This is a genomic window from cf. Phormidesmis sp. LEGE 11477, from assembly GCF_015207105.1.
Lineage (GTDB): Bacteria > Cyanobacteriota > Cyanobacteriia > Phormidesmidales > Phormidesmidaceae > Phormidesmis.
This window is the reverse complement of the sequence record NZ_JADEXO010000005.1, coordinates 21,466-45,739: the sequence shown is the minus strand read 5'-3', so window position 1 is coordinate 45,739 and position 24,274 is coordinate 21,466. Positions and strand designations below refer to the sequence as shown.

The following is a 24,274-nucleotide window of genomic DNA, read 5'->3' as shown; positions in this document are numbered from 1 at the left end:
AGATGTTTAGACTGTCTACCAGCAGGCTGCTAGATTATTCGGGTAGATATTAGAATTTCACGGATAGTGTGAACCCAGGCCAGTATCTGGTAATTATCTGGCAATGTCTAGCCTCTGCTGACACATTTTAGAGAGCGACTTGTCATAATGAACTGCGGATTGCGAATCCTTCTGGCAGCAGGCCACTTAAAGATATTGAAATACTATGCTAAAGCAGCCATTAATATTATTGCGATTACTGAAGCCTCAGCGTGCTAATCAGTCAGTGGTTAAGCCTGCTCAATCGACCGCAGCAGTGACGCCTATTACAGAGTCTGAAAAGGTAGGCTCGACGGTTGCTAGCGCCGCGACTAGTTCGGATGTTGCTAGTTCAGATGTTGCTAGTTCAGAGTCTGACGAAGCGGACTCTGACCAGTCAAAAGCCGCAAGACCGAAGATAGCCAGCTCGCAATTCATGCAGCGGCTTACCTTCAGAAGAATATCTATCGGCTTTGGTATTCTCTCCGCGCTGACTGGCTTTGCCTTTACTCAAGACTGGCCCACCACGATACAAACTAAGCTGCAGCCAGATCCAGCCCAGATTCCGTTAAAGAAGGCAGGCGATCCGACGGCAGAACCAACTGAGCGCATAGCCGATCTATTTCTGACTCATCAGATTTTCTATCGCAAGCTGGAAGCAATCAGTGGAGTCGCGATCACATCCAACCCCACCACAGAACCCAATACCACAGCCCCTGACGCGCCCGAGGCAGCCAAAGCCCAGCCTGATACCACAGCTACTAACGCCGCAGCCACTGACTCAAAGCCATCATTAGCACCAAAAGTAGAAAAAGTCACCGCCACTGCTCCACCCGCCCCAGCCGCTGCGCCTGTGGTCTTTTCGGGCACAACCATCGACAGCGTTCTAGAAATGCGCGTTGCTCTAGCTAGAGACGTCAGTGAGATTGGCTTTGCCACCTCTCATGGCGGTGCCCTCACCGACCTCGATGGCAACCCCCTCAAAACCCTCACTCCCGAAACTGCCGCCTTTGCTAAAATCAATGGCGGTATCGTCGTGGATGGCGAAACGATGCCCAGTGCTTTTTGGGTCTATCCAGATGAGGGCGGCTATGTCGCTGTGGGTAGTCGCTGGTATAGAGGCCGCGTATTGATTGCCCAGCGCGAACGGGGCCTGATTGCGGTCAACTATGTTTTACTTGGCGACTATCTATATAGCGTCGTCGGTAGCGAGATGTCTTCGTCTTGGGCAATCGAATCGCTCAAGGCGCAAGCCATTGCCGCTCGTTCCTACGCCCTTACTCACAATATTCATCCCGCCAGCGAAGACTATTTCGATCTAGACAATACTCAGCGGTTCCAAGCCTATAAAGGCATCGAACGAGAAGATAGCATTACTCGGGCCGCCGTTTTAGCCACGGCTGGCGAATTCATCAGCCATGAAGGCGGCATTGTTGAATCTTTGTATGCTGCCTCCCAAGAGATTGTCGACGATGCCCACAAGGGTAGCGGCATGAGTCAGCTAGGTGCAAAAGACCTAGCTGAACAAGGGTACGCCTATCAAGAGATCTTGGCGCACTACTATCCTGGAACAGCACTAGGACGGATTGAGACCGATCAGGATTAGGAAACAACGGCGTAGGCTCGTACCGGGAAAGTTCCGAACTTTTTTACTTTCACGGGTACTGCGTTGAACTTAAACCCATTGTTAGGAATCTGTTCTAACCCGCACATGTGTTCCACAATTGGAATATCAGCCCTTAGTAGAACAGAATGGGCCGGACGCGCGCCGGTTGACGTACTATCAATGTTGTATGAGTCGATTCCTACTAATGTAGCGCCAGCATCGCGTAGCCAAACTGCCGCTGCCTCACTCAGGTGTGGGTGATCTTCAAAGTATTGATCTGTTCTCCAGTGTTGCGCCCAGCCAGTATGAATCAGCACAGCTTTGCCATTGACATCGGTATCGCTAAAATCTTCTAGGCTGTGAATAGTTTGCTGTGGATCTACTCGAAATACGATGCCTTCTAAGTCTGCGATCGCACTCAAAGAAAGTTCTGACAAATCTTTCCCATCTGCATAGCGATGGAAAGGAGAATCTATGTAGGTGCCAGTATTAGCGACCAGTTCGATCTTGCCAATATGGAAGGTCGTGCCTTCTGCGTAATAGCTTTTGGAGGCTTCGCGGGTGAGATAGTCACAGATAATTGGGGCGGGAATCCCTTTGTAGGTGACCATGCCATCTTCTACTGTGTGGCTAAGATCGATCAGTTTTTTCATAGAGTAGCTACGCAGCTTTGTTGCATAGGTTAAGAGGGCGACAATCCGAAACAGCTTCTATAATACTAGGACTGATAACACTAGGACTGATTCGACGATCGGCTTGAATACACGCTTTATCGCTGAGGGCTTGGTATTGAAGGCTCTACACTATGACAAGGATCTACGAGCTAGAGACTGATCGCCTTCGTCTTCGGCAGTGGAAAGAGGCCGACAAGCTGCCCTTTGCTCAGCTCAATGCTGATGAGCGAGTGATGGAGTTTTTCCCGCAGCCGCTGTCGCGATCGCAAAGCGATGCACTAGCTGACAAGATTATCAGCACGTTTGCCCAGAAAGGATGGGGCTGGTGGGCGGTAGAGCTAAAAGAAAAGCATGACTTCATCGGCTTTGTCGGGCTCAACGTTCCTTCGGCAGACTTGCCGTTTCAACCCTGTGTAGAAGTGGGTTGGCGACTTGACTATTCCTATTGGGGATATGGCTATGCGACTGAAGCGGCGAGGGTTGCTTTGGCTTTTGGCTTTGAAACGCTGGCGCTAGAGAAAATTGTTTCTTTCACCGCATTGGTGAACAAACGCTCTGAAGCCGTTATGAGAAAGTTAGGGATGTGCAAAGCTGCCCAAACATTCATGCATCCTGATGTACCAGTTGGCAGCGAACTGAGAGAACACTGTCTGTACGAACTTTCAAGAGAAAACTGACAGCGGCGCACGGCAGGCACTTAACTAGCTAGCTAGTCTTCAATCAAACCCAGTCCTCACGGGTATCTCCTGCTCTGGAATCGCCCAGAGCTGCGGACGATCGCTGCTGTCGCTGTAGCCTGTTACCAATAGCTGCTCGTCTAAAGCCGTAATGCTAGGGGAATAGAAGCCATATTCTCCTCTCAGTCGTCGGATGAACTGAGTGCCTAGCGCGGTGCCATCTGTGCGGTATAGGTCGCGATCGCCCGCAATAAAATACAAGAAATTGCCTCGAACCGTGAGCGATCGCGGCGAAGAGCTATTCGCCACTTTGTAAAACTTGCAAGCCTGGGCGGGACCTGATTGTTGCTTTCTGCGCCAGTCTGGAGGCGGATCCTGACTGGGACAATTTGGCGAATAGGGGCTTGATCCAGGCGATAGATCTATCACCTGATGGGTGCCTTCTACAGTGCCATCGGTTACCCACAGCTCCTGACCGTTAGGCCCATTTCCATTGAAAAACAGGCGACCATTAAAAGACGTAAAGTTGGTGAAGAAGCTTTTGATGGGACTGCCTAGCTGGACTGTTCCAGCTTCTGTGCCATCGCTCACCCACAGGCTATAGGTCGGTTCATAGATTTGCCTTTCTAAGCTAGAGGCTGGCAATGAGGGAGGGAGGGCTGTAGGCACCGCAAAAAAGAGCTTCCCGTCATGCTGTACAAAAATGCTATCGCCTGAATGTAAAGGGGCTGAGGCCAACTGCTTGACTAAGCGCGTACTCTCTGGGGTTCCGCCAGTTTCCCATAGCCCAGTGCCTGCTGAAGAGTTCGCCAAGACCAGCACAGTCTCGCCGACGGTAGCGAGTACCCTCGCATCAGAGTCTAATGACCCTGGGAAAAAGTTCTTTATTGCAGTGGTTCCAGCTTCTGTTCCATCACTTATCCATAGCGCTTCATTTGGCTCTTCATCTGGCCCAACCGTCTGCCGCCTAAAATAAATTTGGTTTCCTTCTCTTTTAAAAGAGTCCACTAACCCAACAATTGTTTTGATCTGTTCTGTTCCTTCTATCGTGCCGTCAGTCCGCCACAGCATTGTTCCTTCTTCTGAATCAGTTACAAAAAGTAGATGGCGACCGATCATACTGAAGTTACTAGGTCCACCAAAACTAGAACTTTGCTGATCTCTATAGACATCGGGCAAGACATCAGGTAGCTCTAGCAGGCGCTGAGTTCCTGCCTCTGTCTTGCCGTCTGTTCGCCAAAGCTGCGTGCTGTTTGGCAGCCTGATCGTAAAGACGCTTTCTCCAGAGACTGGAATACTAGCCTCTATCATCCAGTATTCGGCATCTCGAAGCGATCGCGACAGCTCTTCACTGAGCGAAGCTAGTGCGACGGTACCTTGCTCTGTACCGTCGCTGTGCCAAATTCCAGCCTGTATACTGCTCTCTGATTGACCAGACTGACGAAAGGCTTGCCTGGTGACAATCCAGAGTTCAGCGGCAGAGTCTGCTTCAGAATCTGTTGCTTCAGTAGGAATTGTTCCATAAATCGACGCATCAGTTGTTTGAACCGTTTCGCCATTGGGCTGCGTCATCTGCAACGCTCGAACCCTCTGCGTGCCGTCTACCGTACCGTCGGTTTTCCACAGCTCTGCAGTACCGTTGTTTCCAGCGAAGAATATTTGACCATTGATCACGAACCTCTGAGAAAGTAAATCAGAAAACTCCGTTGGAAACTCTCTCAAAAAAGTCAGCGCTGGCGGGTCGATGAAGCTGGTTACGTATTTGGCCGGAACGTAGTAGCGAGCATCGGTGCCTTCCACATTTGTTCGACACAGCAGCGCTGTTGCTTCGCCTCGGGTAATGCTGGCGCTAGGTCGTAGCTGGTTTGCGTCAGGATAATTGACGACAATGCCGGTTTGGATAGCAGCGGCGATCGCATCACTCCCCCATTCCGGCACCTGCCGCCAGTCGCGCAAAAAGCTTCTCAGCACCTGCTGGCTATCAGTTGGGCCGTTTTCTGCTAGCGTTAGCCGCTGAGCGTTTGAGATCACTACCACAGCCTGAGCCCGAGTAATTGGCTGGGCGGGCTTAAACGTACTGTCTGGATAGCCCGCTAGAAAGCCACGCTCGTAGGCATCTCTAATCGCCTGGCTACCCCAGAAATCTTCTGCCACATCTACAAAGCTAGGTGCTTCTCTCACCGTTTGGGCATTGGGAAATGCCTTGATCATCACCGCTGCAAATTCAGCCCGCGTCATGGTGCCATCCGGTAAGAATCGCCCGTCTAGGTAGCCTTTCATCAAGCCTGCTTCGCCAACACCTTCAATACAGGCGGTAGCCCAGTGATCGCTCGCATCAGAGAACCGAGGATAGGGATTATCGAAGCTTTGAGCCAGCCCTGGTAATGCCAGCAGCGCCTCGGTGCTCAGTGCGATCGCACTCAACAGCAAAGCTTTAGTAGACAGCTTGAAAGAACGCATATAGCCGACCAAACGGGTAGGTGCCTATATTGCGCCAGAATCGAGAGAACCCAACATATCCTTCATGCAACTATAGTTTTCGTCCGCTCTTTACCGTATTTAGCAGCTTCTTGCCTGGCTATGGCTTTACCCATTCCTTTGCAGCGTCCACGACCCGTTCCATGCCGGCCATCCCCAACCGAAAGACTAGAAATAGAATAGTGGTAGTCGTGACGGCGCTAATCGCACAGATTGTCAGCCCGCCTAGGCTAATCGCACCATCGTCATCTAGCAGCCCAAAGCCTGTGACAAAGACGCCGATAGCCGGCAGCGTGTTGGTCAATGGGATCGGAATCATCATTGAAATAGACATCAGGGCGATCGCAATCCCGATCACTGCCTGCCCGGTGCGGCTCGTACACACAGGCGTCAGTCTGGGCTTGGCCACTAGCTCAATTTTTTTTAGCCAGGGAACGCCTTTTTTGATTACGCTTTGGACTTGCGATCGCTCAAACCCCTGCTTGCGAAACTTTTCAGGAAACCAGGGCTGCTCTCGTCCAATGATTAGCTGTACCGCCAGCAAAAACATTACAATTCCAAACGGCGTCGAATACCCTGGCGCTGGAATCGGCAGCGCCGACGGCAGCGACAGCAGCACAAACAAAAAGCCAAACGTCCGCTCGCCCGCAATCTCCAAAATCTCATTGAGCGTCACTGTTTGAGATTCCACGCTCCGAGCTTTTGCGCTCGGCCCCGACTGACTGCTAAAGCTATCGGCCAAGTCACTTGCTAGATCATCCGCACGATGCACGTCCACAGCATCGCTCAGGAAATATTTTTGTAGCTCAACCGATAGCTTGGCCATAGAAGTACAAAGTGCTCTTGATGTTTAGTCATAATAGCTGTCCGATAGGGGTTGCTGAGACCCGAGATGTCACGTCTTTGTATCATCTTTGCGTCGGGGTTTAGGACAAACTAAGCCCAATGTAATAACATATAGTTATAACTCGCCTGCTGCATAGCTTGTCTGCTGCAATAGAGCATTACTTTACTCTAGGAAAGGACTATGTCTGGGAAAAGCTATAAAGTATCTTGGGCTAGAATCGGCAACTCATCGGGATATCGGCTTCCTAGCGCTTTTTTTAAAGAGAATCCAGAGTTTACAGGTGCAGATGGTGTCGTACAAGTGATTGCGCCGGACACAGCGCTTTTTTCTATTGATAAGACCGAGGCGGAAGAGCAGGCAGAAGATGAGCTGATGCTCAGACTTTACTTAGATTTTTTGACGAAGCAAGCGCTCACGAATCCTGATGAGCTAGAAGAATACACGCTTGAGATGGCCCAGGCAGACGATGATCTCATTGCGGGTGTTGAACTAGACGAATGATCAACGGCTGGCGCGTTTACTTTCTAAAAAGGTTGTTTGGTAAGCAGCGGCGTGATTTGCGCGAAGAAGTGCGACGACTGAAAGGGAAGCTATCGCATGAGGAATATATTCGCCATCCTACGGTGAAACTGTATGCAGCGGTCATGCGTGCGATCAAAGAGGGAATTCCTACCGATCCGCTGGCCTCTCGATTTGCCCTAACCGGCCCGCTAAAGCAATACAGCAGAGTCAAAAAGATGGGCATGCCCAATCGATACCGCCTATTTTTCAAAGTCTTTCAAGCGGCTGAGCAAAAGTCCATATTTATTTTGTGGCTAGGCTATCCACGCAAGGAAGGTGATAAAAAAGACTGCTACAAAGCTTTTCGGAAGATAGTCGAGCGCGGCGATTTTCCAGAGACGCTAGATGAACTGTTGCTAGAGAGCGAACAGGACTAAGGCTCTTCTCCTAGTCTTCAGAGTAGGTCTCCGTAGACGTCAAGGTTTCCTGTAAAAAAAGAGTTGACACGCTAAAAAATACTGATACGCTGTTTTTACGGCTGTTGCCAGGTTTGAATGCCTAATATTTGAACCTGTGGCAGTAGCTCAACCGCTCGAAAATTTAGCAGAACGCCCGCGCTGACTGGTGACACAGCCAGCCCAGGCTCGCCCTTTAACTGACAAGACCAGTCAAAAGGTTATGGCCATGATGCCATAGCCGTCCTGACTTATTGCAAGTTAGGGCGGCTAAGTTTTCGCGCTTTCTTCAAACCCCTCGAAATACTCAACGGAGAAATCGTGAAAATGACAATCTATACTGCCACAGACCTGCGCGTAGCTGCGATCGGGTCACAGACTGGTCTGCTCAATTACCCACTCAATTGCCGACCTGATCGCCCCTCCACCAGTCCAGAACGCAGCAGCCACAAAGATCGGCTGCGCCATATCCTGCTCGGCTCACCCGAAGAGATTCGGCAGGCCATTCATCAGCTTCATGTATTGAACTATGTGGAGCCGCTGCTGTGGAGCCCAATCGTGGCAGTGGGTAAAAGACTAGTGATCACGCCAGAGCAAGGAGAAGCAATGAGTTTACTACGACGTTAGGATAACCGAGATAACCTCCCCAGAGCCTCTAGCAATACACTTTGGGGATTGGTCGTTTGGTAATATTTGTCAGAACAAAGCCGTTTTCTACAGGGAAACTTCTACGGTCTCTTCAGTATGTTCAATAATAGAAAGCTCTTCGCTGACAGTCGCTAGAATCTCATTGGCTTCAGAAGATAAGTAATCGAAAAATCGCTAAACCAAGAAACTTACCTGCGCTGAGATGGCTAATACCAGTGCCTCTAGCTTTGTGTGAAAAAACGCCTGTAAGGTAATACATCTTGAAGTACCCAAAAGAGATAATTACTGAAGATTACGGACGGCTGTACTCAAACTAACGGTGCTTTAAAAACAGCGCTATTCCATAGTTTTTGATGTCTAGTGTTGAGATGTCTGTGCGATTAGATATATTCTTCAGCTCACAATCAGATCTCATTAAGCCGACGTAGGAAGTCAGCTTCATCAGGGTCACCACCCTGCTCTGCTAAGTCTGTCTCTGTGCTATAAACAACATCACTCTCGTTCAGCACTTTTTGAGCAGCAAACTGATGAGCAAAGGCTAGCTTCTGCTGAAAAGCGGGCCCTAGGCGATTCAGGACTGAAGCTCTTAGCGCTCTCTCCTCGTTTCTCTTTTCAATTTTGGCGTTTTGCCCAAGCATCCAGTAATAACGAATTAGAGGAATACCTAGGAATGCTATGCCATATCCTGCTAGCAACCAATAGATAGACTGGATGAAAGCGATAAATTCGATATCAACGGTACTAGTTTGTAGCAAGTTCCATAGCACTAGTGCGCCTACTAGGTTCAGGGCACCTAAACCAATAGAAATCATCACCTGATCGGAAGTAGCACTGGTGAACTTATGCTTGAGTTCTTTTAGGTAGGCGCTAACAGCAGCTTTGCCTCTTTGCATTGCCGACACTTGCAGCTCTGGAAAATAGTAGACCATCTCACCAGTTGGGCTCACCTCTGGCTGACCGTTGAAGCGGGTAAGCACAGGCAGCATGTAGTCTTCGTATTCTTGGTCTGAGCCTTCGTCTAGATTGTCTAGGTAAGGCGTGACTTGCTCGGCAGCGATCGCACCACCATTATTGGCAATCACACTACCAATCGCCTGCCACCGCCGCTCTTCTAGATTTTCATTCGGATCGCCATCTCCAAACAAAAAGGAAAAGATCGCTTCTAGAAAAGGCAGCTTTTCACCAGAGCGTGACGAGCGAGCGCCGCTACCACTGTATCCGCCACCATATCGATTGACACCGCGACTGGGATAGCGCCGTCTGCCGCGTCCATAGTTAAAGTCAAATAGGTAAAAGAAATTCGTCGGGAAGAATATAAACCCGCCGCCTCTGCGATCGTCGCGATTGTTATCGCCGCCCTGACTACTCGCGGCAATCACCAGCACAATAATCGCAATTGAGATCAGCGCAATCGAAACCATTAGCATGATGCCAAACGAGATCCGAATCACATAGAACAGCGCCCCCCAGACTTTAGAGAGCGTTTCTTGAGCGCGCAATTGCCAGTACTTATTTCGCAGCACGCCGCGAAAGTTTCGAGGAAACTCATAGGCAATCTCCCCACTTTCTGAAACCTGCATGTGTCCTTGCGTTTCTGAGGCCAGCGCTAATAGTCCTTGCTGCGCCACCTCTACGTTGAGTCCGGCTTTTGTAGCCACATCCCCTACCGTCACCCGATAATCGAGGGATTCCACCGCCTGCATGACTTCTTTGTTTAATTCCACGGCCTTACTGCCTCGTATGCTTGCTTCTACGGTTTACTTTCAACTGAGCAAGCGCTGTTTTTGTGCGTCTTTTCTCTAGTATAGAAGTCGCCTGCTGAGTCAACAGGTAGGGAAAGGTTCGGATCTCTACTAAAATACCGCCGATCGCATCTAAGAAATCGGCGGTAGAAAATCCCAAGTATAGGGCGGATCAAAGCAAAGCTGTCATCTGCTTCAGCCAGCTTCTACAGCCGAGAAGTGCGGCCTAGAACCTGGTCTTTTAGCGCGTTCATTTCACTAGCAAGCTCGCTGCGGTTGGAGGCTTTGAGCAGATAGCGGTACACAAACCAGCCGCTGTATAGCAGGCCAATTAGCTCGAACAAAGGCGCGAGAACAGGTACATCGTTGATGGCTTCTAAGACAGCCAGCGTCAGCTTGATAGAAAGAAATAGACCAAAGAACAGCCCTAGGGCAATCAAAGGACGCTTGTATTCTTGAAAGAATTCGCCGAAGTACTTGTCTAAATCGCCAAGCTTATCAACGACTTGGGCGGTAGCTCGCTTAATTTGCTCCATCGTTTCGGCTGTTTCGGCTGTTTCGGCTGTTTCGGCAGAACCGAAATCAGTGGAGGCACTGTCGCCGATTGAATCGCTGCTTTCTGTAAAAACAGTCCCTTCTGTTTGTGTGTCTGTCGCCATAACTAAGTCTTCCGAGTAAACAACATGTGGGCTAGATACTCTGCTCCAAAGCCGATGCTCTAGAGCTTTTAGCCTAGATAAGTAGCCTAAAAATTAAGTGAAGCTGGCCGCCGGATAAAGTAACAGCAAACCCCAGAAGTTCTATAAACTACGGAGCAGAGAGAATAAATCAAGGCATATAATAGCGCCTCGTTCATTAAGTACCAAAGTAGGTCAAGATATCTTGATTAGTAACAGGGATGCTTTAGTACTGTCATCAATCTATGTATATATCCCGAGACGTACATATCATAAAACGCTACTTCTAGATATGAATACTTCCAGATTTGGATGCCTGTAGGCACTGACAATTGTACTATTTTTTGTACTATTTCAGCGTGCTTGACTCAATAGGCGCTCAATAGGCAAATGTGACGCTTGGTGTGCGATCGCCCATCACCCTTCGGTTCATTCTCTAAAATAGAAAGCATCTATACAGTTTCATCGATCAAGGAACATCCCATAGAAAAAATTTACGGCGAGCTCAAGGGTCTAAAATCTAGCCAGCTAAAAGATCTCCAAAGGATCTATCACCAGCGGCTACCCATAGATCGGGTAACCACGCCGGAATTCGCCCAGCGACTAGCTGCTGTTAGCACTGATATTAACCAGGCGGTTTGTGCGTATGTCGATCGGCGCGGCCATGTCATCAGGGTCGGCGTGGGCAGTCCTCGTAAAACCCAGATTCCGGTCTTAGAGCTGCCGCGCTATGGCGCAGAACGTCTGTGTGGCATTCGCTGTATCGCAACGCAGCTAAAGCTAGAGCCGCCCAGTCATAGCGTGCTGACGGCAATGGCTATCCAAAGGCTAGATGCGATGGCGCTGCTGACTTTGACAGGTACGGGCTTCAAGCGCAAAGGCGGCGGGGCCACAGGCTATATTCGCGATGCCTATCTCGCCCATCTAGTGCCCAACCCTGAAGCACAGTGGGCCGTTTCAGATCCGCTGAGCCTAGACGAATTGGATCAGCAGGATTTTTTGGATCTAGCCGAGAGTTTAGAAGAGGAATTTCGGCGAGAATTTGTGGCCCAGCAGGTCGATAGCGACCATGACCGAGTGCTGGTGGTGGGTCTGCTGACTGAGAAGATGGCGGAAGCGTCTTTTAAGAACGGATTAGCAGAGATTGAGCGACTAGTCGAGACAGCCGGTGGTGATGTTTTACAAGTCACCCAGCAGAAGCGATCGCGCCCCCATCCTCAGACCGTAATCGGCGCAGGAAAAGTCGACGAAATTGCTCTTTCTGTCCAGACGCTAGGCGCTAACCTAATTGTCTTCAACCGCGATCTTTCTCCCGGACAAATCCGCAATCTAGAAAAACACGTTGGCGTTCGAGTGGTCGATCGCACCGAGCTGATCCTAGATATCTTTGCCCAGCGCGCCAAATCGGGCGAAGGTAAGCTGCAAGTCGAACTCGCTCAGCTAGAGTATCAGCTACCAAGGCTTACCGGGCGAGGGCAGGCCATGTCTAGGCTCGGTGGCGGTATCGGTACCAGAGGCCCTGGTGAAACCAAGCTAGAAACCGAACGTCGCGCCATTCAAAAACGCATCACTCGCCTGCAGTCAGAAGTCACTCAGCTACAGGCTCACAGAACCCGCCTGCGTCAGCGCCGTCAGCACAACTCAGTGCCTTCGATTGCCATCATCGGCTATACCAACGCTGGCAAATCTACCTTGCTCAATCGCCTAACTGACTCAGATGTCTACGCCGCTGACCAGCTTTTTGCCACCCTAGATCCCACCACTCGCCGCATTGTGATTACGGATGAAGCCACTCATGAGCCCCACTCACTAGTGCTGACTGACACGGTTGGTTTTATTCAAGATCTGCCGTCGGCGCTGATGGATGCTTTTCGCGCCACGCTAGAAGAAGTCACCGAAGCTGACGCGCTGATTCATATGGTCGATGCCTCTCACCACGCCTGGCAAGATCATATTCGCTCTGTAATGAATCTACTGGGCCAAATGCCGATTGCACCCGGTCCAATTTTGCTGGTATTCAACAAGCTAGACCAGGCTGATACCGACGCTCTAGAAGTCGCAAAGGACGAATATCCGCAGGCCGTTTTTGTCTCAGTGGCCAAAAATCTAGGCATGGATACCCTCAGACAGAAAATCCTTCAGCTAGCTGACTATGCGATCGCGCCTTGAGTTTTTACTGGTGAGGTTTTGCTAGTGATGTCTTATTGACCGACAGGGCGCGTAGACTTTTTGTCACTTACTGCCCCTTCAAACCCCGACAGCGCCGCTAGCTTCTTTAGAGGCTGGGCTCCTAGATAATACTCGCCTTCGATCACCCAAGTCGGATAGGCTTCTATTCCCGCTGTCCGACACAGTTCTACCTCAGCGTTAATACCGTTTGCATCACATTCTACGTAGGGCAGTTGGTCAGCGGCTCCACCAAAATATTTTTTTTGCGTAGCACAGTGCGGACACCAATAAGCGCCGTACATTTTGGCTCCTGTGCTCTCTAGATGTTCGGCTAGCTCTGCTTCGTATGAGTTGGGCAAGCTGCTACAGCCCGCTAACAGCAGAGTAGTGGCTATTGGTGCGATCACAGCTAAGGCGAAAATGGGGCTTCTAGGCGAGCGAAAAGCCATGTGGTCTGAGTTAAACAGAATCAAGAGCTACAGACGCTCTGTTGAAGTCTTGGTCATAATAGCGCCAATCTGTATCGTAGCGATCGCGTAATCCGTACCTCTAGACTCAGTACATCCACACTGCCGATCTTTGAAGAAGCTGCCAAAATAAGCTAAGGATTTTTCCCCTTCGCTGTTTGTCCGTTATTTGTCCGTCGTGCGTAAGAGAGCGTCTATGAAGTTTATTCCTAGCCTGTCGTCAGTTGGCCTTTTCTTTAAGCAGATGGCGACTGTCGCGGTCACTTTGCTGTTGACCAATAGTTTGTGGGCGTTGCCTGTTTGGGCGCAAGCGGCCTCTTCTGCGGCGACAGCATCAGCGGCGACGGCGCTTTCCCCTGAAAGTCTCTCTTCAGAAAGCTTTGTAGCGAACGCAGTTCGCTCTGTAGGTGATGCGGTTGTTCGGATCGATACAGAAAGAACGGTGACCCGCAACGTCCCAGATATGTTCTATGACGATCCGTTTTTTAGAGGACGAATGGGCGGCGGTGGGTTCCAAAGTATCCCCCAAGAAGAGCATTTAAGAGGACAGGGCTCGGGGTTCATTATCAATGACCAAGGCGATATCTTGACCAATGCCCACGTGGTTAATAACGCCGACCAGGTGACGGTGAAGCTCAAAGACGGTCGTCAGTTTGAGGGCTATGTAGAAGGCGTCGATGAGATTACGGACCTAGCCGTCATTAGGATTGATACAGTAGATGAGCCGTTACCTGTCTCTACGCTAGGAGATTCAGATTCGGTGGAAGTCGGGGATTGGGCGATCGCAGTCGGCAATCCACTTGGCCTAGACAATACGGTGACGCTCGGTATCGTCAGCACCCTTAAGCGCTCTAGTGCCGCCGTTGGCATTCCCGATAAGCGCATCGACTTTATTCAAACAGACGCGGCGATCAATCCTGGTAACTCTGGTGGGCCATTGCTAAATGCACAGGGCGAGGTGATTGGCATTAACACTGCAATCCGCGCCGACGCGATGGGCATCGGCTTCGCCATTCCGATCAATAAGGCCAAAGCTATTCAGGCCAGTTTGTCTCGGGGCGAGCGGATTGCCCATCCTTACCTAGGCGTACAGATCGCTACGCTGACGCCAGACATGGCCAAGGTGAACAACGAAGATCCTAACAGTGCGATCGAGCTGCCAGAGACCGATGGCGTGCTAGTCGTACGAGTACTACCCAATACGCCTGCAGCTGAAGCCGGACTGCGGCGCGGTGATGTGATTACCAATGTGGCAGGCTTTCGGGTGAAGCAGGCCGATCAGCTTCAGAGCCGGGTCGATCAGGTAAAAGTAGGCGATTCATTGCAGATGACTTTGCGACGAGGCGATCGCACTCAGCAGCTATCGGTCAAGACAGCCGACCTCTCAGAACAAGAAAGCGCGTAGTGCATAGTCGCTAGCCGCAAAGTTCTTGGGCATATACAACCTAAAAACAGGCCAAAGACAAGCTAGAGAAACAGTAAAGCCCCGAGCAATAAACTTCTCGGGGCTTTATTGATGGACTCTAGTTTTTGAAACCGTGTTTAAACAAGCGAAGGGAGACAGCTAGAAAATCCTACACCGTACCTGTCTTATCATCGATCAAACCGTCACCACCAATCAGAGTAGAAGGCACCTTGTCCGTCTCCTCGGCTGGCTTTTCAGTACCACCGACCATGCCGTCACCAGCAATCAGGTCCAATCCACCTTCCCGGTCGTAGGCTCTAGCAGTGCGATCATCTAGCACCATGTCTGATAGGGCCATGTCATTGTTCAAGAAGGTGCCATCAAACGAGGTATCCACTTCAGGTGAAGTCGGCTCTTCGTAAGCATTGAAGCCCGTACCCGCCGGAATCAAGCGACCAATAATCACGTTTTCCTTCAGGCCGCGCAGCCAGTCGGACTTGCCTTGAATAGCCGCTTCTGTCAGCACGCGAGTAGTTTCTTGGAAGCTCGCCGCTGAGATAAAGCTATCTGTATTCAAAGAAGCCTTGGTGATACCCAATAGCACTGGCGTATAGTCTGCCGGAGCCATGCCGGTAATCGACATCGCCTCATTCACCTGCTCTAGCTGACGAATCTCTACTAGTTCGCCTGGCAGCATGGTGGTGTCTCCACCGTCTTCTAGACGCGCTTTCGAGGTCATCTGACGCACGATCACTTCAATGTGTTTGTCTGAGATATCAATGCCTTGAGACTGATATACCGACTGCACTTCGTTGACCAAGAAAGACTGCACTCGCTCTAGGCTCAGCATAGCGGACTCATGCGTGCCCTTGTTCTCACGATAGTACTTGTAGAAGACCTCTAGAATCTGGTGAGGGTTTGAAGGACCGTCCGTCAAGGGCTCGCCCGTTCCGACCTTTTGACCATCACCAATCACTAAGTTCTGACCTGGCGTTACTGGGTAGTCAGTCACCGCGCCATCACTTTCGATCACTTTGATTTCGACGGTCTCATCTTCTGCGTAGACGACCTGCGCCGTACCGGGTCGCTCTGCGAGAATGCAGGCTTCCTTAGGCTTACGGGCTTCTAGCAGTTCTTCGATACGCGGTAGACCCTGGATAATATCACCTGTCTTTGCTCGCTCAAAGACCAGCAGCACCAGACCGTCACCTCGCTGTACTAGGTCGCTGTCTTCAATGTGCAAGACCGCACCGGTAGACACTCGATAAGGTCTAGCTAGCCTCATCACAATCTCGTTGTCACCTACGGAGATCACTTGGCCTGATTCAACGGTTTTGACCCCAGGTGCGATCGCAGTATTATCAACGAGCAAATCACCTTCAGAGACCGTAGGCGAGTTGCCTTCAGTCGATACCGTAATGCGATCGGCATCACGCACTACCAGAATCCGCCGAACCGATTCTAAATCCTCACGAATACCGCGAATCTCACCCGCTTCCTTGGACTGAATCTCGGTTCGAGCGATGACTGCACCGGGATGAATCTCATCGCCGTCTTTGACTAGCAGCCGGGTGCGGGTGCTGCCTTGAGTCTGATCTGCCTCAATGTCGCGGCGAACGACCAGCGTTTCTAGCACCACTAGCTGTAGCCGCTGCTTGGCATCTTCCTCATCACCGTCCGCCTTCAGCTCGATGTCAGCCGTTAGCTGACTGCCGCCCTCGTCGATTTCTAAGACTAGCTGCGTCCGTATAATTTCTAGTCCTTCAACCGACTTCACCCTCTCTCCGTCTTTGTAGAGTAAGCGCTGGATAGCCTTCAGGCTAATACCCTTGTCATCGCTATCACTTACAGAAGTTTGGCTAGGAATTGACGCTTCATCGGGCACTTCAAACTCTTGCACAGGGCGCAGCAGCAAAGCAGCACCTTCTGGCGTTTCGACGTATTCAACATAGCGAAGCGAGTCCGCTACCACGCCCGGCATGACTTCTTCACCCGCGTTGACGATATCGCCACTTTTTTTGCCAGCATCGTCTGGGCTATCCACCATGTGAATATCTCCAGGCCGGATCACGATCTCGCGCAAGATATCGTTTTTCTGAGTGACTTCGACGACGCCGTTGGTCTGACAGAAAATATCTTTGACAACTTCTGTTCCTGCTTCGACGTACTGACCATCTTCTACCATCAATAGGGAGATGTCTTTGTTGATGTCATGGGCTTCTTCAGGAATCCAAAGCAGGGTGCCGCCCTTGGTGACCTCATAGCCAGTTTTCGCTTTGCCGCGCTTCGCAATCTCGACCCCGGCAAACTTGATAATGCCGCCTGTTTGAGTACGGAAGGTATCGTCTACTAGCTCGGCAACAACCTGACCGTTGGTGACCTTAGTTCCAGGGGTGGCGTTAATCGAAAATTTCTGTCCAGTAGAGGTGTTCAAAAAGTAGTGCTCACGGCCCTGACCGCTTTCAATCTCGACTTCCGCCCGGTCTAGAGCAACAGAGGCGGTGATAATCTCGACTTCGCGACCGCCTTTGCCATCGCTAGAAGTGTTGGTCAGACGAACAATTCCGCCCCGCTCTGTGATCAGCTTGGTTTCGGCTAAGACGCCAGCGGCTTCGATGCGATCGCCATTCTTCACAACCGGCTCTGCGCCCGGCGGCAGGTTATACACCTCACCCGAGAGCACCCACATCAATCCCCCCCGTTGAGCTAGGCGGGTCATATTCCCCTGACGGTCAGTCTTCTCTTCTTGAACTAGACCGGCAAACTTCACCTCACCCGAAAGATCGGAGGTAACGTCCTTACTCGCTTTCTCAGTGACTTTACGCACTCGGCTGGTGCTAGGCATCTCGGCAATCATCTCGCCTTTTTTGATCTCGTCACCGTCTTGAGCAAACAAAATTGCGTTCTTCGCTAGTGAGACCGAGTATTCCTTGCCGTTAGCTTCAATTGCAATCTGACAGTTTTCGTCCATCACTAGCGCGTCCTCGCCGTGACGAGTGCGGAAGGCGCGAGTTCTAAGACCCTCTGGGATGCGAATGATACCGCTACGTTTGGCGTTGACCTGAGGGGCCAGTTCACCCGTAAAGGTTCCACCCGTGTGGAAAGTACGCATCGTCAGCTGCGTACCCGGTTCACCGATGGACTGGGCAGCAATAATGCCGACTGCCTCGCCTAAATCAACCATATGAGAGTGAGCCAAACTCCAGCCGTAGCAGTGCTGGCAAACAGAACGAGCCGCTTCACAGGTCAGGGCTGAACGTAACTTGATTTCTTTGATCTTGGCATCTCCGATCGCACTGGCAATGTCGTCTGTAATCGCCTGATTGCGATCGACAATCATCTCGCCCGTCTTGGGATGCATCACGGCTTCAGCTGGAACCCGGCCAAGCAAGCGATCTTTTAGCGGAATTAGTACCCGCTCACCGTCTGTCATCGGTCTAACAGGAATGTAGCGCTCGGTGCCGCAGTCGATTTCTCTGACGATCACATCTTGAGAGACGTCCACTAGGCGGCGAGTGAGATAGCCAGAGTCCGCTGTTCGCAATGCCGTATCAACTAGTCCTTTGCGAGCCCCGTAGGAAGAGATCACATACTCAGTGACGGTGAGACCTTCGCGGAAGTTGGTCTTAATCGGCAGGTCGATGATTTCGCCTTGTGGATTAGCCATCAAACCGCGCATGCCCACGAGCTGGCGAACCTGGGAAATATTTCCCCTCGCACCTGAGTTGGACATCATGTACACAGAGTTGAGCGGATTGTTGTCGCGGAAATTTTCCACAACTTTGTCTTTTAGATACTCGCTGGTGCTGTTCCAGGTATCGATTACTTTTTGAAAGCGCTCTACCTCTGTGATTTCGCCGCGTGTGTAACGCTCTTCGGTGTCGCGAATTTCCTGCTCGGCAGATTCTAGCATCGCCTTTTTGCTAGGCGGGACTTCTAGGTCATCTACGCTAATAGAAACCCCGGCTTGTGTAGCGTATTTGAAACCCAGGCTTTTGATCTCATCGGCCATCTGAGAGGTTCGAGCAGTGCCGTAGTGCTCAAACGACCAAGAAACCAGATTCTTTAGCTGCTTTTTGTCGATGATTCTGTTTCTAAATACTTTTGGTTTTGCTGCGCTTTGCTGCTCTGTCATGCTCTGCTTTTTCCCTTTGAGATCTGCTTTGCTGCTGTTTATCGATGCTGTTTTTGGTCGTTGAGTGGGCTAGCTCTAGGGAAACTAGCCCACTTCTATCTACCGATGTCTACCGATTTACTGCCTATCGGTCTGTTTCAAGAAGGATTGGGAATCTATTCGGCTAATGCACCTAGTACGGCGTGGTTGTAGATAATTCGCCCAGGTGTCGTTTCTACATACTGAGAAATAACGTTGCCTGATTCATCTTCCCTGACGCGGCGGAACTTGTATGTTTTAGTCGAGCCGCCGTTGCCGTCTTCCTCGACTTTAATTGGCTCGCTATCGTCTTCGGCGGTTTCTACTTCACCGGCAAAACGGAGCCAAACTCTAGCGTGGAGATCGACGTTTCCTTGTTCGTAGGCTGCGATCGCATCTTCCATATTGGCAAAGTAGCGGCCCGCGCCCTTCTGCTTGCCAGGATTATCTGCAGTTAGGTAGTAGCAGCCCAACACCATATCCTGGCTAGGAGTGATAATCGGTCGACCAGTAGCCGGTGAAAGTACATTGTTAGAAGCCAGCATTAGCAGCCGCGCTTCTGACTGCGCCTCTAGAGATAGCGGCACGTGAACCGCCATCTGGTCACCATCAAAGTCGGCGTTAAAAGCTGGACAGACGAGCGGGTGTAGCTGAATGGCTCTACCCTCTACCATAATCGGCTCAAACGCCTGAATGCCTAGTCTATGCAGCGTCGGCGCTCGGTTCAGCATCACCGGATGATTTTCGATCACGTCTTCTAGCACTTCCCAAACGCTAGGATCGTTACGCTGAATCAGTTTCTTCGCTGCCTTGATGTTATTGACTAGGCCCTGACGAATCAGCCGGTGAATCACAAAGGGCTGAAACAGCTCGATCGCCATTTCACGCGGCAGACCACACTGATGAATCTTTAGATTAGGACCCACTACAATAACCGAGCGACCAGAGTAGTCAACCCGCTTACCCAAAAGGTTCTGGCGGAATCGACCCTGCTTCCCTTCGATAATGTCGGAAAGAGACTTCAGCGGTCGATTGTTCGCGCCGACGACTGTACGACCGCGACGACCGTTGTCGATCAGGGCATCGACGGCCTCTTGCAGCATCCGTTTTTCATTACGAACGATGATTTCTGGCGCTAAGATCTCTTGCAGGCGGGCCAGTCGATTGTTGCGGTTGATTACCCGGCGATACAGGTCGTTTAGGTCAGAAGTCGCAAAGCGACCACCGTCTAGCTGCACCATCGGACGCAGATCGGGTGGGATAACTGGAATGACATCTAGAACCATCCAGTCTGGCTTGGAGCCGGTGGCGATGAAGTTATCAATTACCCGCAGGCGCTTGATCAGCTTGGCTCGCTTTTGACCTTTTGAGGTGGCGATTGTCTCGCGCAGCATCTCAGCGGTTTCTTCTAGCTGCAGATCTTCTAGCAGCCGCTTGAGTGCTTCAGCGCCGATCCCAACTTCAATGCCAGAGAGCTGAGACTCTTCGGCATAGAGCTGGTCTTCAATTTCCATCCACTGATCTTCACTCAGTAGCTGCTTATAGGAGAGATTGTCTGCGTTACCCGCGTCCAACACCACATAGGCGTTGAAATACACGATTTGCTCAACATCTCGCAGCGGCATGTCTAGCAAGATAGCAATGTAGCTAGGAATGCCCTTGAGATACCAGACGTGGGCAACAGGTGCTGCTAGCTTGATGTATCCCATCCGATGACGGCGGACTCTTGACTCTGTAACTTCCACCCCACAGCGCTCACAGACGATACCTCTGTGACGCACTCGCTTGTATTTGCCACAGTGACATTCCCAATCTTTTGCGGGGCCAAAGATCCGCTCACAAAACAGCCCGTCCATCTCAGGTTTGAGCGTTCTGTAGTTGATGGTCTCCGGCTTGGTGACTTCTCCGACGACGGTGCCATTAGGCAAGGTACGCTCGCCCCACTCCCGAATTCTCTCAGGCGAAGCAATCCCAATCTTGACGTAGTCAAACCGCTGTTCTACTTTCGGCATTCTTTATTTCCTTTCTATTCCCTTACAAATTGCCCTGACAAATTACCCTGGCGAGTTGATGGTCGGCGCTAGCCAATGAGCCTGACCTTCTTTCACACATAAATCAAGCTCATCGGCTGTGTCTTCTGCGCCTTTACACACGCTTTTACAGTGGCTGCGACGGTTGACCTTCTAGCGGCGTAATTGGAGAGCTGCTTTCGGTGCTAGAGCCCAAAGGTGCGATCGCAGCGCCAGCTACACCAGCCGTTCCCATCGGTTCTTCTCTAGAGATCGACTCATAAGTTGGACGAGACGGTGTCCGGCGGTTGCCCACATCGGCCATCAGATCCACTTCGCTATCGCGGCTAGTCCCGTCTTCTTGGGTCTCTAGCTTATGAACCGCAATATCTAGACACAGAGACTGCAGCTCTCGCATCAGTACCTTGAAAGATTCAGGCGTGCCCGGTCTAGGGATCGCCTTACCCTTGACGATTGCATTAAGCGCTTCATTTCGGCCCTGCATATCGTCGGACTTCACTGTCAGCAGCTCTTGCAAGGTATAGGCCGCGCCAAATGCCTCTAGCGCCCAGACCTCCATCTCGCCAAATCGCTGACCGCCTTGCTGAGCTTTACCACCCAACGGCTGTTGAGTTACCAGCGAGTATGGACCTGTAGAGCGCGCATGGATCTTGTCATCGACTAGGTGAACTAGCTTCAGCATGTAGGATTGACCCACCGTGACCTCCTGGTCAAAAGGCTCACCCGTACGACCGTCATAAAGCTGAATTTTGCCGGGGTTATCAGGATTGAACACCCAGTCTTTGCCACTGCGATCGCGAGCGTCCTGTAGCTTGCCATGGGTAGTCTCTAGCGAAGCTTCTTCGCCATACATCTCATCAAACGGCGTCACCTTGAACCGAGCATCTAGGTTCTGTCCAGCCCAGCCCAGCAGCGCTTCAAACACCTGCCCTACGTTCATCCTCGAAGGCACGCCTAGCGGGTTCAGCACGATATCAATCGGGGTGCCATCCGGCAGATAGGGCATATCTTCTACCGGCAAAATTCGGGAGATGATCCCTTTATTGCCGTGGCGACCAGCCATCTTGTCGCCCACTTGAATCTTGCGCTTTTGAGCCACATAGACCCTGACTACCATGTTCGCACCCGGCGGCAGTTCATCACCCTGTTCGCGAGTGAAGACCCGAACATCAACCACACGGCCTTTCTCACCGTTCGGCACCCGCAAAGAGTTGTCACGAACGTCTCTAGCTTTTTCACCAAAGATAGCTCGCAGCAGCTTTTCTTCCGGGGGCTGATCCGATTCGCCTTTGGGGGTGACTTTACCGACCAAAATATCGCCAGAGCTAACCCACGCCCCCACGCGGATAATGCCAGTCTCATCTAGCTGACGCAGTGCATCTTCACCGACATTAGGAATTTCGCGAGTGATCTCTTCAGGGCCCAGCTTGGTTTGACGTGCCTCGATCTCAAATTTTTCAATATGGATAGAGGTGTAAACGTCTTCATAGACTAGGCGCTCGCTTAGCAGAATAGCGTCCTCGTAGTTGTAGCCCTCCCACGGCATGTAGGTGATCAGTACGTTCTGACCTAGGGCAATTTCGCCGCCCTCAGTGGCAGATCCATCGGCCATCACCTGACCCGACACGACCTTGGTTCCTTCAAAAACGAAGGGGCGCTGATTCAAACAAGTGTCTTGGTTTGAGCGCTGATATTTTTGCAGTTCGTAAGAATGGACTTTCCCTTCTGAGTCGGTCACCTTGATCCAGTTGGCATCGACATAGCTGACCACACCGTCTGTGCGGCTGATGATCACCATGCCTGAGTCGCGAGCGGCCTGCGCTTCTAGGCCCGTGCCCACCAGCGCTCTTTCGGGACGTAGTAAGGGCACCGCCTGACGCTGCATGTTCGATCCCATCAGCGCTCGGTTGGCATCGTCGTGCTCTAGGAAAGGAATTAGCGACGTTGCCACCGAGATGATTTGCACCGGAGAAACTGCTACATAGTCGACCTCTTTTGGTGAGGTCACAGTGAAGTCCTGTCGGTAGCGTACCGGCACCGATTCACCCAGGATGTTGTTGTCTGAGTCAATTGGCACATCGCCAGGAGCCACGCGCAAATCGTCTTCTTCGTCAGCAGTCATATAGACGGCTGGCTTATCTTTGACGATTTGACCGTTCACTACTGGGAAGAATGGCGTCTCAATAAAGCCAAAATCATTTACACGGGCATGAGTCGCTAGTGAACCAATCAAGCCCGCGTTTGGACCTTCAGGCGTTTCGATCGGGCAGATACGACCGTGATGAGAAGGGTGAATGTCTCGAACGGCAAAACCTGCTCGCTCACGAGTCAGACCGCCTGGACCAAGCGCACTAATTCTACGCTTGTGAGTCAGCTCAGCTAGGGGGTTAGTCTGATCCATGAACTGAGATAGCTGACTAGAGCCGAAGAATTCTTTGATGGCGGCAACCAGCGGTTTGGGGTTGACCAGAGAAGCTGGCGTCAAAGAGTCAGCATCCGAAACAGTCATGCGCTCACGGATGATCCGCTCTAGTCTGTTGAGGCCAACGCGAACCTGATTTTGTAATAGTTCGCCAACCGAACGAACGCGGCGGTTACCGAGGTGGTCAATATCGTCGGGGTTACCAATATCAAACTCTAGGTTGATCAGGTAGTCGATTGCAGAAACGATATCTTGAGGCGTTAGCACCCGAGTGGATTCAGGAATGTTCAAACGCAGCTTGCGGTTGAGCTTGTGACGGCCAACCTTACCCAAGTCGTAGCGCTTGGGATCAAAGAAACGAGACTCTAATAACTGCTGACCGCCATTGACAGTAGGCGGCTCACCCGGACGTAGCTTGCGATAGAGCTCAAGCAAAGCCTCCTCTTCGCTGAACTGTCCTTCTTTTTCGATGGTCTTTTGAAAATACTCAGGATGACGCAAGGAGTCAAAAATCTCGCCATCGCTAAGACCCAAAGCCTTCAGCAAGACCTGCGCCGAAAGCTTACGGGTTTTGTCAATACGCACCCAAACCAAGTCGTTTTTATCGGTCTCAAACTTTAGCCACGCCCCTCGGTTAGGAATCAGGTTGGCTGTGTAGGTACGGCGACCGTGCTTGTCGGTTTCAGCTTTGTAATAGACACCGGGGCTACGGACGATTTGGTTGACGATGACCCGCTCTGCGCCGTTGATGATGAACGTACCGCGATCGGTCATCAGTGGCAGATCGCCAATAAACACTTCTTGCTCTTTAATATCACCCGTTTCCTTGTTAATTAGGCGGGTAGGGACGTACATTTGTACTGAGTAAGTGCTATCTCGGCGTTTAGCCTCGTCCACCATGTACTTTGGTGCCTTCAGTCGATAGTCTTTGCCTAAGAAGTGAAGCTCTAGCTTGCCAGTGTAGTCAGTAATTGGGGAGAAGCTTTCAAGTTCTTCAACAAGTCCCTCTCCTAGAAACCAGCGAAAGCTAGCCCTTTGAATCTCGACTAGATCGGGGAGTAGATGGACTGGCGTCGTATTAGTAGCAGAAGGAGTAACGGCAACAGAGTCAACGGTAGTCAGCGTAGAATCAACAGTGGTCAAAGTAGGGTCAGTCATGCGTTCCTCAAAAAAATCGCGCCGGGCAAAGGCAAGCGTTTACAAAGGTAAAAAGAGACAAGGATAATTTGGTCTGTGGAAAATGAAGCTCTCTGTAGAAAAATAAGTCTGTAGAGAACAAGCTAGAAGAGGGGGCAAATGCATGGG

At 51.0% G+C, this 24,274-nt stretch carries 16 protein-coding genes and 1 pseudogene; 7 read left to right on the top strand and 10 right to left on the bottom strand.

The window, feature by feature from the left end:
• Window positions 1–205: 205 nt before the first annotated feature.
• Window positions 206–1,624 carry a SpoIID/LytB domain-containing protein gene (locus IQ256_RS02690; RefSeq protein WP_193854010.1) on the top strand — a complete coding sequence of 473 codons (1,419 nt, stop codon included), beginning with the start codon at window positions 206–208 and terminating at the stop codon, window positions 1,622–1,624.
• On the opposite strand, the gene IQ256_RS02685 is transcribed toward IQ256_RS02690, so the two are convergent.
• Window positions 1,621–2,277: a cyclase family protein gene (locus IQ256_RS02685; RefSeq protein ID WP_193854008.1), complete on the bottom strand. Its 657-nt coding sequence runs from the start codon at window positions 2,275–2,277 to the stop codon at window positions 1,621–1,623. The two genes, IQ256_RS02690 and IQ256_RS02685, sit on opposite strands and share 4 nt — an antisense overlap.
• A gap of 152 nt (window positions 2,278–2,429) precedes the next feature.
• Here IQ256_RS02685 and IQ256_RS02680 point away from each other — a divergent pair, with 152 nt between their 5' ends.
• Window positions 2,430–2,975 (top strand): GNAT family N-acetyltransferase, encoded by a 546-nt coding sequence (locus IQ256_RS02680; RefSeq protein ID WP_193854006.1) that lies wholly within the window; start codon window positions 2,430–2,432, stop codon window positions 2,973–2,975.
• Between the two features lie 39 nt (window positions 2,976–3,014).
• On the opposite strand, the gene IQ256_RS02675 is transcribed toward IQ256_RS02680, so the two are convergent.
• Together IQ256_RS02675 and IQ256_RS02670 are read right to left on the bottom strand one after the other, a co-directional pair.
• On the bottom strand, window positions 3,015–5,435 hold the full coding sequence (locus IQ256_RS02675; RefSeq protein WP_193854004.1) for an S-layer homology domain-containing protein: 2,421 nt from the start codon (window positions 5,433–5,435) through the stop codon (window positions 3,015–3,017).
• A 118-nt stretch (window positions 5,436–5,553) separates the two neighbouring features.
• Window positions 5,554–6,279: an exopolysaccharide biosynthesis protein gene (locus tag IQ256_RS02670; RefSeq protein ID WP_193854002.1), complete on the bottom strand. Its 726-nt coding sequence runs from the start codon at window positions 6,277–6,279 to the stop codon at window positions 5,554–5,556.
• Between the two features lie 201 nt (window positions 6,280–6,480).
• Here IQ256_RS02670 and IQ256_RS02665 point away from each other — a divergent pair, with 201 nt between their 5' ends.
• From IQ256_RS02665 to IQ256_RS02655, 3 genes are all read left to right on the top strand, one after another.
• Window positions 6,481–6,801 carry a hypothetical protein gene (locus tag IQ256_RS02665; RefSeq protein ID WP_193854000.1) on the top strand — a complete coding sequence of 107 codons (321 nt, stop codon included), beginning with the start codon at window positions 6,481–6,483 and terminating at the stop codon, window positions 6,799–6,801.
• Window positions 6,798–7,238: a type II toxin-antitoxin system YhaV family toxin gene (locus tag IQ256_RS02660; protein ID WP_193853998.1), complete on the top strand. Its 441-nt coding sequence runs from the start codon at window positions 6,798–6,800 to the stop codon at window positions 7,236–7,238. The genes IQ256_RS02665 and IQ256_RS02660 overlap by 4 nt, the downstream gene beginning before the upstream one ends.
• Before the next feature lie 345 nt (window positions 7,239–7,583).
• Window positions 7,584–7,883: a hypothetical protein gene (locus IQ256_RS02655; protein WP_193853996.1), complete on the top strand. Its 300-nt coding sequence runs from the start codon at window positions 7,584–7,586 to the stop codon at window positions 7,881–7,883.
• A 425-nt stretch (window positions 7,884–8,308) separates the two neighbouring features.
• Here IQ256_RS02655 and IQ256_RS02650 read toward each other — a convergent pair whose 3' ends face one another.
• From IQ256_RS02650 to IQ256_RS02640, 3 genes are read right to left on the bottom strand one after another with little or no spacing between them, the layout of a single operon-like run.
• On the bottom strand, window positions 8,309–9,628 hold the full coding sequence (locus IQ256_RS02650) for a hypothetical protein (RefSeq protein ID WP_193853994.1): 1,320 nt from the start codon (window positions 9,626–9,628) through the stop codon (window positions 8,309–8,311).
• A gap of 4 nt (window positions 9,629–9,632) precedes the next feature.
• Entirely contained in the window at window positions 9,633–9,806 is a 174-nt protein-coding gene (locus IQ256_RS02645) for a hypothetical protein (protein WP_193853992.1), read from the bottom strand.
• Between the two features lie 46 nt (window positions 9,807–9,852).
• The gene (locus tag IQ256_RS02640) at window positions 9,853–10,305 is read right to left on the bottom strand and encodes a CAAD domain-containing protein (protein WP_193853990.1); all 453 of its coding nucleotides are present in this window, start codon (window positions 10,303–10,305) and stop codon (window positions 9,853–9,855) included.
• A 420-nt stretch (window positions 10,306–10,725) separates the two neighbouring features.
• Here IQ256_RS02640 and hflX point away from each other — a divergent pair, with 420 nt between their 5' ends.
• Window positions 10,726–12,492, top strand: coding sequence for a GTPase HflX (gene hflX / locus IQ256_RS02635; RefSeq protein ID WP_370623330.1), 1,767 nt, complete (start codon window positions 10,726–10,728; stop codon window positions 12,490–12,492).
• A gap of 32 nt (window positions 12,493–12,524) precedes the next feature.
• Here the strand turns inward: hflX and IQ256_RS02630 are convergent, their stop codons facing one another.
• Entirely contained in the window at window positions 12,525–12,941 is a 417-nt protein-coding gene (locus tag IQ256_RS02630) for a hypothetical protein (RefSeq protein WP_193853988.1), read from the bottom strand.
• Between the two features lie 214 nt (window positions 12,942–13,155).
• Here IQ256_RS02630 and IQ256_RS02625 point away from each other — a divergent pair, with 214 nt between their 5' ends.
• Window positions 13,156–14,364 carry an HhoA/HhoB/HtrA family serine endopeptidase gene (locus IQ256_RS02625; protein ID WP_193853986.1) on the top strand — a complete coding sequence of 403 codons (1,209 nt, stop codon included), beginning with the start codon at window positions 13,156–13,158 and terminating at the stop codon, window positions 14,362–14,364.
• 169 nt (window positions 14,365–14,533) lie between these two features.
• Here IQ256_RS02625 and IQ256_RS02620 read toward each other — a convergent pair whose 3' ends face one another.
• The 3 genes and pseudogenes from IQ256_RS02620 to rpoB all read right to left on the bottom strand — a co-directional run bounded on the left by IQ256_RS02620 (window position 14,534) and on the right by rpoB (window position 24,127).
• Complete coding sequence (locus tag IQ256_RS02620) at window positions 14,534–18,499, bottom strand: DNA-directed RNA polymerase subunit beta' (protein ID WP_193853984.1); 3,966 nt, start codon at window positions 18,497–18,499, stop codon at window positions 14,534–14,536.
• Between the two features lie 176 nt (window positions 18,500–18,675).
• Window positions 18,676–20,529, bottom strand: a pseudogene (locus IQ256_RS02615) (DNA-directed RNA polymerase subunit gamma); the annotation flags it as partial.
• A gap of 145 nt (window positions 20,530–20,674) precedes the next feature.
• Window positions 20,675–24,127 carry a DNA-directed RNA polymerase subunit beta gene (rpoB, locus tag IQ256_RS02610; RefSeq protein WP_193853980.1) on the bottom strand — a complete coding sequence of 1,151 codons (3,453 nt, stop codon included), beginning with the start codon at window positions 24,125–24,127 and terminating at the stop codon, window positions 20,675–20,677.
• Between the last annotated feature and the right edge of the window lie 147 nt (window positions 24,128–24,274).